Below are 15,484 nucleotides of genomic sequence, written 5' to 3' on the forward strand. Positions count from 1 at the left end.
AGCCTATCTGCGAGTTAATATGCTCAGGAAAGGGCGTTGACGATATTTATTACTATCTACACTGGGTTGCTACTGAGTATATGTGCTTGGATGGCGATAGTGATTTGGATCGTAGGGTTGCCGAAAAGCTATTTTATTTACCAAAAACTCATTAGAAAGGAAGATCCCGGCCCCAGTGCCTGGATCTTTTGATCGTCAGTCTTTAACCGGCTCGATCACCAGTCTTCCCTGCTCAACGCTGACCGTGACCGGCGTGTCGGTGCTGAATCCTGCTTCTTCCAGCAAGTTGCCATTCAGGCGCAGGCTGGGGCTACGGGAATACCAGGTGGCGGTGTAGTTGTTGTGGTAAAAATGCCGGATGCTGACATAACCGATTTTCATCCCCCTCTGTGCTCCAGGCGGACTTTAAGACGTAGCACCAGGGCGCTGGCATCAGTTCGGGCGGCAGCATCGGCGGGCAGTTTGCCGGGAACATGGAGAATGCCCTGCTGGCCGGAGGCGGCAACAGCGGTCACGCGGAAGGGACGACGCAGGCGGCGGTGAGCGAGGGCAGCCTCATCATCCGCGATAAGGAGAACCAGAAGCAGGATGTGGCTGACCTGAGCCGCGATGCAGAGCATGCGAACGGCAGCATCAGCCCGATATTTGACAAGGAGAAGGAGCAGCAGCGCCTGCAGGAAGTGCAGCTGATTGGTGAGATTGGCTCGCAGGCGGCGGATGTTGCACGTACTCAGGGCGAGATAAATGAGCTGAATGCGGCCAGGGAAGAACTGGCGAAAGAGGGCGTGACTGAGCCGGGAGCGGATGCCAGCGACGCACTGAAAAAGGCCTATCAGGATGCGCTGCGCGGGACCGATGCGTACAAAACCACGACGGCGAAATACGGCACAGGCAGCGACCTGCAGCGGGGTATCCAGGCGGCGACGGCCGCGCTTCAGGGGCTGGCGGGCAGCGACCTGACGGCAGCACTGGCGGGGGCATCGGCGCCGGAGCTGGCAAACTATATCGGACATGGTTCCGGGCTGAGCGATGAGGCTGCGGTGGTGGCGCACGCGATACTGGGTGGCGCGGTTGCGGCGCTGCAGGGGAACAGTGCCGCAGCGGGGGCGGCCGGAGCGGCGACCGGTGAGCTTGCGGCTAAGGCGATAGCGGGTATGCTGTACCCTGACGTCAAAGATTTATCGAAGCTGAGCGAAGAGCAGAAACAGACGGTCAGTGCGCTGGCAACGATATCGGCCGGGATGGCAGGTGGGCTTGCCGGAGACAGTACGGGATCGACGGTGGCCGGGGGGCAGGCCGGGAAGAACTCGGTTGAGAATAATGCGCTGGGTGATAAGGATAAGAAGCTTCCGATAATAGATATCCGTCCGGGCTGGCTGAAACCGGGGGTTCTGGATGGGGATGGAGAGCCTCTTGGCGCAGGTGGTGGGATAGCTAAAGGTGGAAACCGTGCTGTTAGTTCCCTGGAAGGGGCGAAACTAAAAGAATACTATCGACAGGCTGAGAAATATGGGCAGGCTGGAGTTAAGGAGTTGGAGAATGGAAATTATCGCTTTTATGGTGATATGACGCCTTCCAGAACAACTGGAGAAATGGCAGGGGCCAGACTGGTTAGAGAGTGGGATCCAAAAACAGGCCAAACCAGAACCTGGTATGAAACACTCGATCATGCTGGAAATATTCGTAGTGTGGCTCCGAAACCTGTTACCAATGATAAGAACCACCATATTTTTGATGCTGATGGTAATTATCAAGGAAGGAGATAAGTATGAACGCATTTCCATCGCGTTATGAAATTGCTAGCGTAATTAATAAGTTAAAATCGGGTGCGCTAGACAGAACCAATGTTGCTCAATGGGCTTTTTCAATTATTGATGCGGATGATATTCGAATCACAGATCAAGTTGCCTGGAAAGTGATTCAAAGCTTAGGTGCTGTCGATCTTCCTTCCTCAGATCGAGATTACTTGTATGGTATTGATGATTTTGATGATTGGTTGCGATTATTAGAATCATGATGTTAGAGATCCCGACCACCGAGCCGGGATCTTGTTTTTAATCGTCAGGCTTACCAACAATGTCCGTTCCCGTGCTTAATTATTGGCAGATAGCCGGTGTTGTTACGTGCTCCCGGAAATCATCCTGCTACAGGTGTCAATGGTACACATGGTGAAACATATGTACCACCAGAGCAGACTCTATGCTGCCAAAAAGGTAAGAGCAAAATGATTACTGATGTTGAGCTTCATGAATTTGAACAATCCATATTTACCGGGGTAACGGTGGGTGTGGGATCTTTAGTTTTGCTGTTTTCATCAGGCGCTAGAGTAATGATCCAGTGCCCATTTCAGTGTTGGGAAAAAGATCGTTTGCTTACAGGGCATGGTGAGGACTTATCAACCAGTAAGTTTTTATTTCCCTTGCTTAACCAGGTAGTCAGGAGGTGTTCTGTTCTTGATGGTGAAATATTGAGTCTATTCTTCGATAATGAAAAATATATAAATATCTATCCTGAAAATAACGGATTTGAGTCTTATGTTATTACTACCAGTCACGGAGATTATCCGGTAATTATTTACTGATAGTGATCCCGGTACTTACGCCGGGATCTTCTTTTAAACGTCACTTACTCTCGCTTAATCACCGGCACATCACCCAAATCATTCAGCGCTCCAGGAAATGTCTTCAACCACTGCGCCACTTTCTTTTTATTGATATTCACCACACTCATGCCTTCAAGGCATCCCCATAACTCACGCGTATGTTGCGGCGTAATGACAATACAATCCTTCATGACCCGGATTTTGACTGGCATGCCGTTGATAAAACCTGCATTTGCGAGCCATTTTCCACTAAGGGGAAGGTATCTACAGTCCACCCGTGAATAAAGCTCACAACAGGCAGAACTGTCTTCCTGCGTTTCCGCACGAGGATGAAAAGGGGCAGCATCAGTCCGGTTGCCGTGCGAACGGCAGATATCATTTTTGCGTATCAGATCGCGGACTAAATAAAATTCAGTAGATGATAAAAAGTTAATTATGGAGAATTCGAGGCAGCTTCAGGAAATTTAATTGTCTACCGTCGCCTTACTCGATAAATATCAATAACACCCATTTCGTACTGTCCATCTATCCTGGCAGTGCTACCTTATCACCGTTAATCGAATCTTGTAACTGATTGAAATAGCAAGAAACAGAGTAAAAAATGAGACAAATCCCTACGTAAAATTACCAGGTAAAACGCGTATTCATCCTAATAGTTTGCCCTTTCGGGACTGCCTATGATTCGTCTCACTGAGTGTGTTTTCCTGGCATCGGCGAACGAGGGTTCGACGAGCGGAATAATTTTCCAACGGAGTGAAGATGAATATGAAAGCGATTTTAGTAGCCCTGCCGATCGCAGCAATCCCGGTTACCGTTATGGCGGCAAATACTGAAGCAGGCTATTACGGTTCTGCAAAATACCTGCAGATCGAGCAGCGAGCGAAAGAGATGGATACCAGCGCTCGCCCGGGTGTCGGGCAGTTCACCGGCGGTAAAGAAAAAGAGCATTTTGGCGGAGCGGCGATTGCTGCGGGCTATCAGTTTGGTAACGGCTGGCGCACCGAAGGTGAGTACACCTTTAAGCAGAAAACTGAATACACCAGCGGCTCCAGCACATTCGCTAATAGCTATAACCATCTCCAGACCGAAACTGAGCTTCTGATGCTCAACGTGTATCGCGATTATGAGCTGGGTTACGGTGTTTCCGTGTACGGTACCGCAGGGCTCGGCGTGAGTAAGATCAAAGCGGGCGGCTGGCAGGGCAACGCCGGACGTGAATACGCCTCAACGACACAAAGCAACCTGACCTACGCGTTAGGCGCGGGCGTCAGCTATATGCCGGTTGAGCGTCTGTATGTTGATTTGGGCTACCGCTATATCGATATGGGCAAGATCGAAAGCGGATATAATAACTTCACTAATGCGCGTGGCTTAAAAGACGAACAGATGAAAGCACACATCGTCTCTAGTGAATTTACCCTTGGCATGCGTTATGTCTTTTAACCTGTTGTAAGCGTCACTGCCTTAAAAACAGGGCCAACGCCGCGGGAGTGCGGGGTTGGCTTTTTTTCTTGCGTGCAAATACCTGCACGCCCTCAGTTAACCTCGCTGTAAATCCCCACCACGCGACCCACCGTTTTGATCTCGTCGATACCGCATTCAAAGGGAACCTTGCCCCCCGCCACGTGGAGCTTTTTACCCGGCAGCAGCGTTAAGTCGCGGATGCTGGTGGTGCCTTCAATCTCAACCAGCCACAGACCGTCGGTTAACGACGCCTCTTTCTCGATAAAGTGCAGCTTGCCCTCCGCCCGGACGGCGATGCCGCGCGCCAGCGGTTTGCTAAAGACAGCAGAATCGATACTCAAAATAGTATTTTCTTCCAATCTTCCATCACTAAGGGTGAACGTGGAAACCGAAACGGGATCTCCCGGCGCGGGGTTACCTTCAAACTGCGCACCTTGCCCGGTCATTAGCCAGCGAAGGCTGGCACCGGTGTCCAGTGCACACTGAACCGCAAAGTCGTAAGAGACGGTACCGCGCGCGTAGCGGTTCTGAAGCGAGCTGGCGGCGATATTAAAGTGCCGGGCCAGCTGGATTTTCTGCGTGAAACCATATACCTGACAGATTCTATCGAGTAACTCTTCATTATTCACTTGAGAATCTAAAATCAAAATACGTTCCTTTGGGTGTTTACTAATACTCATTTGGGTATTAGTATCATTACAAATTCGGGCAATCAGCGGCAGACGTTGGCAAACAGAGGCTAATGATTGCAGACAGTATCAAAATGGGAATCATGCAGCATGGCTTGTGAAATCGCAATCCTCAAACGGCGGAAAAAGCCGTGCTGTGCCCGTTATCAGCGCATTAGCGTGCGTGAGTTTACGCGAGGGGAAATATGGCGATAGAAGCTGCCCGTGCAAGGGTTCCACTTAGCGTGGGGGCGCGTCTTAGCGGGCTTAACCACGTCGCTGAACTGCGCGCCCGATACGGGTGCGATAGCGGAAAAGAGCTGGCGCGGTTTATGGCCGAGCTGCGCGATAAGCGCGATCCCTGTTTTGAGGAGAACTGCAGGGCGCTGGCCGCCATCTTTTTCCTGGCGAGATTGCCCGTCGCCCGCCACGATTGTGATATCAGCGAGCTGACGACCGAGGAGAAACGGGCGCTGATTACCGCCATGAACCATTTTCGTGCTGTTGTGAGTTTATTTCCTGAACGGCTGACCATGCCGATGTAACCCAACCCAAAAACGAATGGCGTAAGCCCGCCGGGCACCCTATTGCCTGAAATTAAGGAGAACGCGTGATGCGAAACAGTGAAAACCACCCTTATCCGATCGGAAATGAAGAACTGAAACGCCTGCTGAAGGAGGCAAAAACAGAGGAGCGATGCGCGCGAGCCCGCGCGGTCTCCCAGCGCCTGGAGGCGCTGGCAAGCCATATCTTTAAAACCGGCATGAGCGGAGAAGACGTTGCCGAACTGCTGTGCCTCGAAGCGGCCCGCTACGAGCGTGAATCACAGGAGCTGCACTGATGGCCGATTTTATCGATCTTGCGCAGGCGCGCGAGCAGGAAGACAGAGAGCGGCACATTAATCACGCCCGCAGACGGCCCGCATCACCTTCGCGTTTCCTCTGCGAGGACTGCGAGGCCCCGATACCCGAAGCGCGCCGCATGGCGGTGCCCGGCGTGGCGCTGTGCTTCACCTGCCAGGAGATCGAGGAGATGAAAAATAAACACGTTCGGGGAGGATGAGTTGGCTACGTCATTTGAGTATCCATGGAACGCTCCTCGGTCGGCCGTTGTCAGCCCCTACCTTACCCATGCCCAACTGCAGCGCCGCGATCGCCTTTTCGCGGCGCTGCAGCAGGCAAGAATTGCCCTCTCACAGCAACCTGACTGCGTGCGCGTTGACGTCTGGCGCACGGTCGACGCTCTCGAACAGCGTCGGGGCAGCCCGCAGGCCAATGCCTTTTTGATCCGCTTCTGCAACAGGATACTGCCCCGCCTGCGGCAGGTTTCTGAACGCTATGCCTGCGCGGGCCTGCACGATGCGGTCTCCCGGGCTGTATTTGAAGGCCATTTCGACACCCGACTTCTGCAATACCTTGCCTCGCGGATGGTCGAGCTGGTTGCCCGCTATAACCGACTTCCCGATATGTCCCGTGCGGATATCGACCTGCTGGCCGCCGATATCGCCAGCTTTATTCGCGGCGAGCTGGCGAATATTAACGATGCTGACATGGGTGAATACCAGACGCTGTACGTCTGGTATCAGCGCGCCGGACTGATCGCACGGCAGTTTAACGTATCGCCCCCGCACTGGGAGCGGGTGACGACGACGTTTTTCAACAAAGATGATGTTGCCGCGGCGGTGATCCGCCTGTTTTCCGAGGCGTGGTGGCGCGGGCGATTGCGTCGGATCGCGGCCGCCTGGCGCGAGCATGTGCAGATTGCCCTCGGCAACGTCAGCAAAAAGAGAACGGCGTATGCGAGCAAGCGCTGCGTGACGGAATGGCGCGAGCAGAAGCGCCGCACCCGCGAATTTCTCAAGGGCATGGAGCTGGAAGATGAAGAGGGCAATCGCATTAGCCTGATTGATAAATACGACAGCTCGGTAGCCAATCCGGCGATACGTCGCTGTGAACTGATGACCCGCATTCGCGGCTTCGAAAACATCTGCCAGGCGCTGGGCTATGTGGGCGAGTTCTATACGTTAACCGCGCCCGCGCGGTATCACGCGACCGTGAGCGCGGGCTACCCCAACGCGAAGTGGGACGGGGCGAGCCCGGCGGATACGCAGCGCTACTTCACGCGGCTGTGGGCGCGCATTCGCGCAAAGCTGCACCGGGAGGGGCGGCGCATTTTTGGTATCCGCGTTGCGGAACCCCATCATGACGGTACGCCCCACTGGCACATGCTGATGTTTATGCTGCCGGAAGATGTCGAATGTGTACGCCAGATTATAGGGGACTACGCGCGGGAGGAGGATGCCGCTGAGTTGCAGAGCGAAAGCGCCAGACGGGCGCGCTTTCACGCGGAGGCGATCGATCCGCAAAAAGGCAGCGCTACCGGCTATATCGCCAAATACATCTCAAAGAACATCGACGGCTATGCGCTGGATGGCGAAACCGATAATGAAAGCGGCGGGCTGCTAAAGGAGACGGCGTGCGCCGTGTCGGCCTGGGCAGGGCGCTGGCATATTCGCCAGTTTCAGTTTATCGGCGGCGCGCCGGTAACCGTCTACCGCGAGCTTCGCCGACTGTCGGACACCGAGGCCGCGTGCGGTCTGAGCGTCGAGTTTGCCGCCGTCCATGACGCGGCGGACGCCGGGGACTGGGCGGGTTACGTCACCGCACAGGGCGGGCCGTTTGTGCGTCGCGATGATTTGCAGGTGCGCACGCTGTATGAACCGCGCGCCGAATGTAACCAGTACGGCGAGGAGACCGTTCGCATCCGCGGCGTGTACGATTCCGCCGTCGGTGCGGGCAGCCCGGTGTTGACCCGGCTCACGCAGTGGAAAATTGTGCCGAAGCGGGCCGCTGAGCTGAAGGATGCACCTGCGCCTCCTCGGAGTTCTGTCATTAACTGTACGGTGAGCGATCCCTCTCAACCCCTTAACCGGCGTGCGAGACGGGCATTAACCGAACGCATCAAACGCATCCGGCCNNCCGGCGCAGCGGCACCCTTTGTCTATGAGCGGGATCCGCAAAACGGGGTCCCGGAGAGGGTGATTGACGAGATAAGGCTTGCCACCGGCATAGCCATCTCCCGGGGAGAGGCCCTGCATCTGATGGCGGGCGGCGTGAGCCGCTTTAACGACAAATGGTGCAGAGGCGCCGCTGACGGATCGCTCTTTCCGGCGGCGCGTTCTTATCAGGAAAAGGCGCGAAAAATCCTTGAACGTATTGGGCATTTAACGGAACTGCTCACCCAGCGGGTGCGCTAATCTCCATCGATATCATGTACATACCGTGAAGGGTTTTGATTTTTCGCTTCACTCTTTTTATGAATACGTGATACTGTATGTTTATACAGTATCACGTGGTGGAGGTTGTGTGGACAGAGAGTTGAACGAGCAGGTCATGATTGAACGAGTCGAGATGATTGCGCGACTGACGACAGAAGGAACCTGTCAGGAAAGAGATCGTGAAATTGCCCTGAATTTAATTGCTGAGATTGCGAGAGGGAATTTAATCAAAAACAATGCGTTTACCGTTGTTTTCTCGGCATCGCCTGTTCCAGAACGAATCAAAAAAGAAAGCAATGTGCGGGTTAATATCACGCTGGATAAAGATCAGCACGTTGGCCCGTCCATCGTGGCGGCATTCCAGTGCGAACTCACCCGCAGGATTAGGCCCCTGTTCCCGTCAACGCGGGTGACGGTGAAAGAAGGCTCCATGACCGGCGTTGAGCTGCTCGGCGTTGACGGCGAGGCCGAACGCGAAGCGCTGGACACCATCCTCCGCGAAGTCTGGGAAGACGAGAGCTGGCGCTAGCCTCAGCCTCTTTTACCGGCACGACGCGCGTCATTCAGATTTTGTGCTCGCCAGGCGGCCGCTCGCGGCTCGTGGACGGCCTGTTGTGTCCGCGATTGTCCATCCGCCAGCGCTAGCGGAAAGGGCGCTGGCTCTGGAAACTCTACCGTACCTGGTAATCCGGATGTTGGAGCGTCTGATGAAGATCTATGCAATGCAGGGCGATACGCTTGATGCCATCTGTGCCCGTTATTACGGGCGCACGGCAGGCGTCGTCGAAACCGTTCTGAAAGCCAATCCTGGCCTCGCTGAGTACGGCGTTGTTCTGCCTCATGGCTGCGAAATAGACATGCCTAAGGTGGATAGCGCACCCAGAAAAGAAACCGTGAACCTATGGGACTGAGTCTGGAGAAAATCACCACGTTTATTGCCTACTGGCTTGCCGTGGCGTTGGCCTGGTTTGGGGCGATGTCTCCTGAGAAAGTCGCGCTCTACGTGGGAAGTCTCTGCGCCATTTTTACCGCGCTGACGAATTACTGGTTTAAGCGAAAAACCTGGCGCTATCTCAAATCGTTAGGCCTCGATAAGAAGAGCATTCGTGAACTCAATCATTAAGCGTTGCAGCATCGCCAGCGTGCTTGCGCTGGCGGTGCTCATGCCGGACTTTCGGCTACTGAAAACCTCGCCCGAAGGGCTGGTGCTGATCGCCGATCTCGAAGGGTGTCGTCTGTCGCCCTACCGGTGTAGCGCGGGCGTATGGACGTCAGGCATTGGCCACACGGCCGGTGTCGTGCCGACGAGAGACATTACCGAACGTGACGCGGCGGCGAACCTGATTGCCGACGTCATGAAGGTTGAGAAACGGCTTGCCGCCTGCGCACCGGTGGAGATGCCGCCCCGTGTCTATGATGCGCTGGTCAGTTTTGCCTTTAACGTGGGAACCGGCGCCGCCTGCCGTTCGACGCTGGTGTCGTTGATAAATCGCAAGCATTGGCCGCAGGCGTGCGGTGAGCTGACCCGCTGGGTGTACGTCAACGGGAACAAAAACGCTGGGCTTGAAAACCGTCGCGCCCGTGAAAAGGCCTGGTGTCTGAAGGAGGGCCGATGAGAACGCTTCTTCTGATGCTGGCCGCGCTGGTGGCCATGACCCTGTGGTATCGACATGACAATCAGAACCTGTCCCGCTCCCTGACCAAAACCAACCAGATCGTCCGCGAACAAAAAAGCGCGATCAACACGCTGAACCAACAGCTTAGCGTCTCGCAGCGGCTGGCCAGAGAAAATGAAAACGCGCAGGTCAGGCTCCGCGATGAGCTTGCCGCTGCCGGAGAAACGTTGGCCAGACGCGAAGTGGCCATTGGGAAGTTGATAAATGAAAATGAAGAGTTACGCCGCTGGTATACCGCTCAGCTGCCTGATGCTGTCCGCAGGCTGCACGTCCGCGCCGCCTGCGCCTCCGCCGCACATTGTTTACCACGCTTGCCCGAAGGTGAGCCTCTGCCCGATGCCGGCAAGCGAGCCCGCCACTAACGGCGATCTGAGTGCCGATATTCGCAGGCTTGAGCATGCCCTTACTGCCTGCGCGTTGCAGGTTGAAACCATTAAAGACTGTCAGGATACACGCGATGCACAAACTCAAGAGCCTGCGTCAGGCCTTAATTGACGCTGTTCCACAACTGCGCGCAAACCCGGAGCGCCTGGCGATGTCCGTCGGGAGCGGGAATATCGATGCACGCCTGGCGTCCTCGCTCTCGTTTGAAAAGAAATATGAACTGAAGGCGAAAGTCAGCGGTTTTTCCGGCGACAGCGAGGGCATTTTTGTTCCGGTGCTGGACTGGCTTCGGGAAAACCAGCCGGACATGTTTACCCTCGAACAGGGGCAAAAAAATGGCTTTCTCTTTCAGGTCGCCTTAAATGAGGATGAAACGGCAGAGATCGGCTTTAGCCTGCAGCTGACCGAGCGCATTCTGGTTTCCCAGGAGGAGGGGACCTTGCTCGCCACCTATTCCCCGGAGCCGCCGCTGCCGGAACCCGTCACGCGCCCGATGGAGCTGTACATCAACGGTGAGCTGGTGAGCCGCTGGGAGGTGTGACTGCGCTGATGGCCAGCCCGCAGCCCTGTTGGCTGGCCAGTCGGCAATACTGCTTGTTGTTTCATCCCGCATCAAACCCCGTCTCGTTGCTGCCGAACGCCCTGCGCGGCATTCTCTTCTTATGAATACATTAACCTCCATACACGGCATCGCTCGCGCGATCCGCAATCTTATTCGTGTCGGTGTTGTGACCGATGTCGACCTCAAAAGAGGGCTCTGTCGCGTTCAGTCCGGTGGGATGAACACCACCTGGCTGAACTGGATGACCTGCCGCGCTGGCCGTTCGCGCGTGTGGTGGGCACCGTCCGAGGGCGAACAGGTACTGCTGCTGGCCATCGGCGGAGAGCTGGATACCGCCTTTGTGTTGCCGGGCATTTTCTCTGACGAGCATCCGGCACCGTCGACGTCACCCGATGCGCTTCACGTTAGCTTTCCCGACGGGGCGGTTATCGAGTACGAGCCCGGGAGCGGGGCGCTGACGGTAACCGGCATCAAAACGGCAGCCATCACCGCATCGGAATCACTGAGCGCGACCGTACCGGTGGTGCTCGTGAAATCCGCGACCCGCATCACGCTTGATACACCCGAAGTAGTGTGTACCAACAAGTTAATTACCGCCTCGCTTGAGGTGCAAAAGGGCGGGGTGATGGCAGGAAATATCCAACACTCTGGCGGTCAATTCACCTCCAATGGGGTACAGGTGGACAACCATGCCCACGGCAGTGTGCAAAGCGGCGGAAGCTGGACTAAGGGGACACAATGACGGTGCGCTACACGGGAATGAACAGTCAAACCGGGCTCAGCATTTCAGAAGCTGAACATATCAGGCAAAGCGTGCGCGACATTCTGGTTACGCCCGTTGGCTCGCGGGTCATGCGTCGTGAGTACGGCTCCTTGCTGGCGGCGATGATCGACCGGCCCCAGAGTCCGGCGCTGCGCCTGCAAATTATGGCCGCCTGTTACTCCGCGATCCAGAAGTGGGAACCGCGGATGACCCTGACGGCAATCGCGTTCGAACGCTCGGAGAATGACGGGACGTTGTATGTCGATATCACCGGCACGCGACCAACGTCCGATCGCTCCTTTTCTATCACCATTTCACTGAGTTAAACCCTATGGCTATTGTTGATCTGAGCCAGCTCGCCGCGCCTGATGTCGTGGAGGAGGTGGATTATGAGACGCTGCTGGCAGAACGTAAGGCCACCTTTGTCTCGCTCTATCCTGAGGCGGAGCAAGAGGCGATCGCACGCACGCTGACCTTAGAGTCAGAGCCGATCGTGAAGCTGCTGCAGGAAAACGCGTATCGGGAAGTTATCTGGCGCCAGCGCGTAAATGAGGCCGCGCGTGCGGTCATGCTGGCCTACGCCGCGGGCAGCGATCTCGACCAGATTGGGGCAAACGCTAATCTTCAGCGTCTGGTGATTACGCCCGCCGACGACACCACGTTCCCGCCCACGCCAGCGGTCATGGAATCCGATACCGACTTTCGTCTGCGGATCCAGCAGGCGCCGGAAGGGCTAAGCGTGGCCGGTTCGACGGGCGCTTATCAGTTCCATGGCCGCAGCGCGGATGGGCGGGTGGCGGACATTTCCGTGATTAGCCCCCAGCCTGCGAACGTTACGGTTTCCGTGCTCTCCCGGGAGAATAGCGGCGTGGCGTCCGAAGCGCTGCTCACCGCCGTTCGCAATGCACTGAACGATGAGAACGTCAGGCCCGTCGCCGATCGCGTTACCGTCCAGTCAGCCAACATTGTCGACTACAGCATTGTGGCCTCGCTGTTCTTATTCCCTGGCCCTGAAAGTGAACCCGTGCTCAACGCGGCCAGAGCCCGGCTGCAGGCCTATATCACGGCGCAGCACCGGCTGGGGCGCGATATCCGCAAGTCTGCTATTTACGCTGCACTTCATGTGGAAGGGGTGCAGCGCGTGGAGCTGACGGCGCCGGCAGCCGATATCGTGCTCGATGAGACGCAGGCCTCATGGTGCAGCCAGTACAGCGTAACCGTAGGGGGGAACGATGAGTGATACCCGTCTTCTGCCGGTTGGTTCGTCGCCTCTTGAGGTGGCTGCCGCGCGCGCCTGCGCGGAGATCGAAAAAACGCCGGTGCCGCTGCGCCATCTCTGGAGCGCAGATACCTGCCCGGCAAACTTGCTGCCGTGGCTGGCCTGGGCGTTCTCGGTCGACCGCTGGGATGAGAACTGGCCGGAGGCCACCAAGCGTGACGTGATCCGCGCGGCGTGGTTTATCCATGCCCACAAGGGAACGATAGGCGCCGTGCGTCGCGTAGTGGAGCCGCTGGGTTATCTGATTAACGTCACCGAGTGGTGGCAAACCAACGATCCGCCCGGCACCTTCCGCCTTGATATCGGCGTGTTAGACACGGGCATCACCGAGGAAATGTATTACGAGATGGAGAGGCTTATTGCTGATGCAAAGCCTGCCAGCCGTCACCTTATCGGCCTGAATATCATCCAGGACATCCCGGGTTATCTCTATACCGGCGCCCTGAGCTATGACGGCGACATCATCACGGTTTACCCCGGATAAGCGAGAGCACAATGACAGTGAAATATAAAACGGTTATCACCAAAGCCGGTGCGGAAAAACTGGCTGCAGCAACCGTCCCGAACGGGAAGAAAGTGAACTTTACAGCGATGGCGGTCGGCGACGGTGGCGGAGCGTTGCCGGTGCCTGATGCCAGCCAGACAAAGCTGGTGAAGGAAGTCTGGCGCCACGCGCTGAATAAAATCAGCCAGGACAAGAAGAACAAAAACTACGTTGTGGCAGAGCTGCTAATCCCGCCTGAGGTTGGCGGTTTCTGGATGCGCGAGATGGGGCTGTATGACGATGCCGGAACGCTGATTGCCGTCGGGAACATGGCTGAAAGCTATAAACCCACGCTGGTGGAGGGCTCGGGGCGCGCGCAGACGTTGCGCATGGTCATCATGGTCAGCGATATCGCGTCCGTCGAGCTGACGATAGACACCTCAACGGTAATGGCGACGCAGGATTACGTTGACGGGAAGCTCGCGGAGCACGAGCAGTCGCGCCGCCATCCGGACGCGACCCTTGCTGCGAAGGGCTTTACACAGCTCAGCAGCGCCATTGACAGCGCCTCCGAAGTGCTCGCTGCAACGCCGAAAGCGGTGAAGGCAGCGTACGACCTGGCGAAAGGGAAATACGCGGCTCAGGACGCCACCACGGCGCAAAAGGGGATTGTCCAGCTTAGCAGCGCGACTGACAGTGTGTCTGAGGTACTGGCGGCGACGCCAAAGGCGGTAAAAGTCGCTAACGACAGCGCCGCTGCGGCCAATAAAAATGCCAGTGAGCGAGTCAGCAAATTCGGCGACAGTATGACCGGAACGTTGAATCAGGACGCCATAACACAGTCAACCTATAACTTAACGGCACTTTCTAACGCGACGACAGGCAATAAAAATTATCTGCGTAAAATGCGCGGCGGAGCGACGGACACTATCTGGCATGAAACCGTTCAGGGGGGCGAATACCGTCTGGCGACAGGCAGTACCGATTCGCAGGAGGAGCTGGCGATTAGCACTAATACCGGCCTGAGAGTGAGAGGTAATTTAACCTCACAACTCGGTGGATTTTATTCAGGGAATACGAAAAAACTCTCTTTTTATTCATCTAATACCTCTGACAAGAATGCAGCCTTGCGACTCTGGGGTAATGTAGACCGGCCATCTGTAGTCGAACTGGGGGACGACACCGGCTACCATTTATACTCACAGCGAAATAAAGACGGCTCGCTGTTGTTTCAGACAAACGGTGCGGGGCAATTCAGCGGTTATTTACGTTCAAGTGGGGAAGTGCAATCTCTTTCAGCCAATAGCTATCGGATTGCATATGGGGACTACGGCTGCTTCTGGCGTAATGATGGTTATAATCTTTATCTGATGCTGACCAATAAGGGCGATGCCTACGGAAATTACAATGCGCTGCGTCCTTTACGTGTGAGTCTTGAAACCGGGGCGTTGCAATCCGAAACACCTTTTACTGTAGGCAATACCATCTACGCCTCGAAGGAAATTACAGCGGGTTATAGCAATTCATTTGCATGGGCCGAGCAGTACAAAACAAAGGCACCATTTTATAATACCTATTCAACAACTGGAGCGAGTGAATACCACCCGGCGTTCAAACAGCAGGCAAGTATTACCGGGATCAATTCATGGGCTTTTTCCATGGGGTCTCTTGTTGCCGATACCGCTCTTTCATGGCATCTGCACATGAAAGGCAGCGGCGGTCAGGATGTTAACTATAAATGGGATACCAGCGGTAATTTTTCTGCGCCAGGACAAATTATACCGGGCAGTTTTGCTAATTTTGATGGGCGTTTTTATACCAAAACGCTGGCTGATACGCGCTTCCTGCTACGCGACAGTGCCTCTTATGCTGGCTTTGCGAACGGTGATGCGTCAAGGCCGTATATGAGGCATGAAGCCAGTAACGCTGTTGTTACATTGTTAAAGGTGGGAGATTCGTATACCAAAGCTGAAAGTGATGGGCGTTATTACACAAAAGCACAATCTGATGCAGGTTATATGCCTAAAACTAGCGCATATACCAAGGCTGAAAGCGAAGCTCGCTATCAAGGCAAAGGCAGCTATATAACAGGCATTCGTTTTGGTGCATCCGCTGAATATCAAGAGCGTGGGAACACTGAGCGCCTGACCGGTGGGGTGATGACATCTTTTGCTGACCGGGGAAGTTCTAATTACTGGATTCGTCTTCGTCCGTTGCAATATCAGATCAATGGCGGCTCATGGGTTACTGCGGCCTACGCATAAGGATAACTAATTCGATGTTAATGAAAAATTTCACTGCCTCAACAAAAAAATGGATGGCTTT

Annotated in this window: 21 protein-coding genes and 3 pseudogenes; 21 read left to right on the top strand and 3 right to left on the bottom strand. The window is 55.3% G+C overall.

All coding sequences use genetic code 11. The features are described from left to right. Positions 1-195 precede the first annotated feature (195 nt). A complete protein-coding gene (locus EXW94_RS26245; RefSeq protein WP_174341495.1) occupies positions 196-381 on the bottom strand; it encodes a SymE family type I addiction module toxin in 186 nt (61 codons plus the stop codon). 14 nt (positions 382-395) lie between these two features. Here EXW94_RS26245 and EXW94_RS26250 point away from each other — a divergent pair. The 3 genes and pseudogenes from EXW94_RS26250 to EXW94_RS26265 form a co-directional block, all read left to right on the top strand. Next, positions 396-1,328: pseudogene (locus EXW94_RS26250) on the top strand (VENN motif pre-toxin domain-containing protein); the annotation flags it as partial. A 440-nt stretch (positions 1,329-1,768) separates the two neighbouring features. After that, positions 1,769-2,017 (top strand): hypothetical protein, encoded by a 249-nt coding sequence (locus EXW94_RS26260; RefSeq protein WP_174341496.1) that lies wholly within the window; start codon positions 1,769-1,771, stop codon positions 2,015-2,017. 207 nt (positions 2,018-2,224) lie between these two features. Continuing rightward, positions 2,225-2,581, top strand: a complete 357-nt coding sequence (locus tag EXW94_RS26265; protein ID WP_174341497.1) for a hypothetical protein — start codon at positions 2,225-2,227, stop codon at positions 2,579-2,581. Between the two features lie 44 nt (positions 2,582-2,625). Here EXW94_RS26265 and EXW94_RS26270 read toward each other — a convergent pair. Continuing rightward, positions 2,626-3,000: pseudogene (locus tag EXW94_RS26270) on the bottom strand (SymE family type I addiction module toxin); the annotation flags it as partial. Positions 3,001-3,361: 361 nt separating this feature from the next. On the opposite strand from EXW94_RS26270, the gene EXW94_RS26275 reads away from it, so the two are divergent. Next, positions 3,362-4,045 carry an outer membrane protein gene (locus EXW94_RS26275; RefSeq protein ID WP_174341498.1) on the top strand — a complete coding sequence of 228 codons (684 nt, stop codon included), beginning with the start codon at positions 3,362-3,364 and terminating at the stop codon, positions 4,043-4,045. 92 nt (positions 4,046-4,137) lie between these two features. On the opposite strand, the gene EXW94_RS26280 is transcribed toward EXW94_RS26275, so the two are convergent. After that, positions 4,138-4,713: a phage repressor protein CI gene (locus EXW94_RS26280; RefSeq protein WP_109081686.1), complete on the bottom strand. Its 576-nt coding sequence runs from the start codon at positions 4,711-4,713 to the stop codon at positions 4,138-4,140. Positions 4,714-4,940: 227 nt separating this feature from the next. On the opposite strand from EXW94_RS26280, the gene EXW94_RS26285 reads away from it, so the two are divergent. From EXW94_RS26285 to EXW94_RS28420, 17 genes and pseudogenes are all read left to right on the top strand, one after another. Beyond that, positions 4,941-5,279 (top strand): DUF5347 domain-containing protein, encoded by a 339-nt coding sequence (locus tag EXW94_RS26285; RefSeq protein ID WP_174341499.1) that lies wholly within the window; start codon positions 4,941-4,943, stop codon positions 5,277-5,279. A gap of 68 nt (positions 5,280-5,347) precedes the next feature. Beyond that, positions 5,348-5,575 (top strand): DUF2732 family protein, encoded by a 228-nt coding sequence (locus EXW94_RS26290; RefSeq protein WP_174341500.1) that lies wholly within the window; start codon positions 5,348-5,350, stop codon positions 5,573-5,575. After that, a complete protein-coding gene (locus EXW94_RS26295; RefSeq protein ID WP_010435809.1) occupies positions 5,575-5,796 on the top strand; it encodes a TraR/DksA family transcriptional regulator in 222 nt (73 codons plus the stop codon). Before EXW94_RS26290 ends, EXW94_RS26295 begins: the two co-directional genes overlap by 1 nt. Before the next feature lies 1 nt (position 5,797). Beyond that, the coding region (locus EXW94_RS26300; RefSeq protein WP_254797906.1) for a replication endonuclease at positions 5,798-7,710 on the top strand (1,913 nt) is incomplete at its 3' end. Between the two features lie 2 nt (positions 7,711-7,712). After that, positions 7,713-7,990 (top strand): annotated as a pseudogene (locus EXW94_RS28410) (replication endonuclease); the annotation flags it as partial. 109 nt (positions 7,991-8,099) lie between these two features. Beyond that, positions 8,100-8,540 (top strand): DinI-like family protein, encoded by a 441-nt coding sequence (locus tag EXW94_RS26305; protein WP_089601086.1) that lies wholly within the window; start codon positions 8,100-8,102, stop codon positions 8,538-8,540. Between the two features lie 178 nt (positions 8,541-8,718). Continuing rightward, positions 8,719-8,922, top strand: a complete 204-nt coding sequence (locus EXW94_RS26310) for a tail protein X (protein WP_174341583.1) — start codon at positions 8,719-8,721, stop codon at positions 8,920-8,922. Continuing rightward, positions 8,913-9,134 carry an HP1 family phage holin gene (locus tag EXW94_RS26315; protein WP_006178624.1) on the top strand — a complete coding sequence of 74 codons (222 nt, stop codon included), beginning with the start codon at positions 8,913-8,915 and terminating at the stop codon, positions 9,132-9,134. Before EXW94_RS26310 ends, EXW94_RS26315 begins: the two co-directional genes overlap by 10 nt. Next, positions 9,118-9,627 carry a lysozyme gene (locus tag EXW94_RS26320; RefSeq protein ID WP_174341502.1) on the top strand — a complete coding sequence of 170 codons (510 nt, stop codon included), beginning with the start codon at positions 9,118-9,120 and terminating at the stop codon, positions 9,625-9,627. Before EXW94_RS26315 ends, EXW94_RS26320 begins: the two co-directional genes overlap by 17 nt. Then, positions 9,624-10,049, top strand: coding sequence for an Rz-like lysis system protein LysB (gene lysB, locus EXW94_RS28415; RefSeq protein WP_108416186.1), 426 nt, complete (start codon positions 9,624-9,626; stop codon positions 10,047-10,049). The genes EXW94_RS26320 and lysB overlap by 4 nt, the downstream gene beginning before the upstream one ends. Then, positions 9,937-10,182, top strand: a complete 246-nt coding sequence (lysC, locus tag EXW94_RS28115) for an Rz1-like lysis system protein LysC (protein ID WP_010435787.1) — start codon at positions 9,937-9,939, stop codon at positions 10,180-10,182. Before lysB ends, lysC begins: the two co-directional genes overlap by 113 nt. After that, on the top strand, positions 10,145-10,612 hold the full coding sequence (locus EXW94_RS26330; RefSeq protein WP_174341503.1) for a phage tail protein: 468 nt from the start codon (positions 10,145-10,147) through the stop codon (positions 10,610-10,612). The genes lysC and EXW94_RS26330 overlap by 38 nt, the downstream gene beginning before the upstream one ends. A 121-nt stretch (positions 10,613-10,733) precedes the next feature. Further along, the gene (locus tag EXW94_RS26335) at positions 10,734-11,375 is read left to right on the top strand and encodes a phage baseplate assembly protein V (protein WP_174341504.1); all 642 of its coding nucleotides are present in this window, start codon (positions 10,734-10,736) and stop codon (positions 11,373-11,375) included. After that, on the top strand, positions 11,372-11,722 hold the full coding sequence (locus EXW94_RS26340) for a GPW/gp25 family protein (protein ID WP_010435782.1): 351 nt from the start codon (positions 11,372-11,374) through the stop codon (positions 11,720-11,722). The genes EXW94_RS26335 and EXW94_RS26340 overlap by 4 nt, the downstream gene beginning before the upstream one ends. 5 nt (positions 11,723-11,727) lie before the next feature. Then, on the top strand, positions 11,728-12,636 hold the full coding sequence (locus tag EXW94_RS26345; RefSeq protein ID WP_108416189.1) for a baseplate assembly protein: 909 nt from the start codon (positions 11,728-11,730) through the stop codon (positions 12,634-12,636). Then, a complete protein-coding gene (locus tag EXW94_RS26350; protein WP_010435777.1) occupies positions 12,629-13,159 on the top strand; it encodes a phage tail protein I in 531 nt (176 codons plus the stop codon). The genes EXW94_RS26345 and EXW94_RS26350 overlap by 8 nt, the downstream gene beginning before the upstream one ends. 11 nt (positions 13,160-13,170) lie before the next feature. Then, positions 13,171-15,423: a phage tail protein gene (locus EXW94_RS28420; protein ID WP_242436457.1), complete on the top strand. Its 2,253-nt coding sequence runs from the start codon at positions 13,171-13,173 to the stop codon at positions 15,421-15,423. Positions 15,424-15,484 lie beyond the last annotated feature (61 nt).

It is taken from the genome of Enterobacter sp. JMULE2 (assembly GCF_013337145.1).
Lineage (GTDB): Bacteria > Pseudomonadota > Gammaproteobacteria > Enterobacterales > Enterobacteriaceae > Enterobacter > Enterobacter mori.

What these genes read in the sequence shown, in the direction of transcription:
- EXW94_RS26245 (WP_174341495.1), bottom strand. Translation starts at nt 381, where the DNA reads ATGAAAATCGGTTATGTCAGCATCCGGCATTTTTACCACAACAACTAC.
- EXW94_RS26260 (WP_174341496.1), top strand. Translation starts at nt 1,769, where the DNA reads ATGAACGCATTTCCATCGCGTTATGAAATTGCTAGCGTAATTAATAAG.
- EXW94_RS26265 (WP_174341497.1), top strand. Translation starts at nt 2,225, where the DNA reads ATGATTACTGATGTTGAGCTTCATGAATTTGAACAATCCATATTTACC.
- EXW94_RS26275 (WP_174341498.1), top strand. Translation starts at nt 3,362, where the DNA reads ATGAATATGAAAGCGATTTTAGTAGCCCTGCCGATCGCAGCAATCCCG.
- EXW94_RS26285 (WP_174341499.1), top strand. Translation starts at nt 4,941, where the DNA reads ATGGCGATAGAAGCTGCCCGTGCAAGGGTTCCACTTAGCGTGGGGGCG.
- EXW94_RS26290 (WP_174341500.1), top strand. Translation starts at nt 5,348, where the DNA reads ATGCGAAACAGTGAAAACCACCCTTATCCGATCGGAAATGAAGAACTG.
- EXW94_RS26295 (WP_010435809.1), top strand. Translation starts at nt 5,575, where the DNA reads ATGGCCGATTTTATCGATCTTGCGCAGGCGCGCGAGCAGGAAGACAGA.
- EXW94_RS26310 (WP_174341583.1), top strand. Translation starts at nt 8,719, where the DNA reads ATGAAGATCTATGCAATGCAGGGCGATACGCTTGATGCCATCTGTGCC.
- EXW94_RS26315 (WP_006178624.1), top strand. Translation starts at nt 8,913, where the DNA reads ATGGGACTGAGTCTGGAGAAAATCACCACGTTTATTGCCTACTGGCTT.
- lysB (WP_108416186.1), top strand. Translation starts at nt 9,624, where the DNA reads ATGAGAACGCTTCTTCTGATGCTGGCCGCGCTGGTGGCCATGACCCTG.
- lysC (WP_010435787.1), top strand. Translation starts at nt 9,937, where the DNA reads ATGCTGTCCGCAGGCTGCACGTCCGCGCCGCCTGCGCCTCCGCCGCAC.
- EXW94_RS26330 (WP_174341503.1), top strand. Translation starts at nt 10,145, where the DNA reads ATGCACAAACTCAAGAGCCTGCGTCAGGCCTTAATTGACGCTGTTCCA.
- EXW94_RS26335 (WP_174341504.1), top strand. Translation starts at nt 10,734, where the DNA reads ATGAATACATTAACCTCCATACACGGCATCGCTCGCGCGATCCGCAAT.
- EXW94_RS26340 (WP_010435782.1), top strand. Translation starts at nt 11,372, where the DNA reads ATGACGGTGCGCTACACGGGAATGAACAGTCAAACCGGGCTCAGCATT.
- EXW94_RS26345 (WP_108416189.1), top strand. Translation starts at nt 11,728, where the DNA reads ATGGCTATTGTTGATCTGAGCCAGCTCGCCGCGCCTGATGTCGTGGAG.
- EXW94_RS26350 (WP_010435777.1), top strand. Translation starts at nt 12,629, where the DNA reads ATGAGTGATACCCGTCTTCTGCCGGTTGGTTCGTCGCCTCTTGAGGTG.
- EXW94_RS28420 (WP_242436457.1), top strand. Translation starts at nt 13,171, where the DNA reads ATGACAGTGAAATATAAAACGGTTATCACCAAAGCCGGTGCGGAAAAA.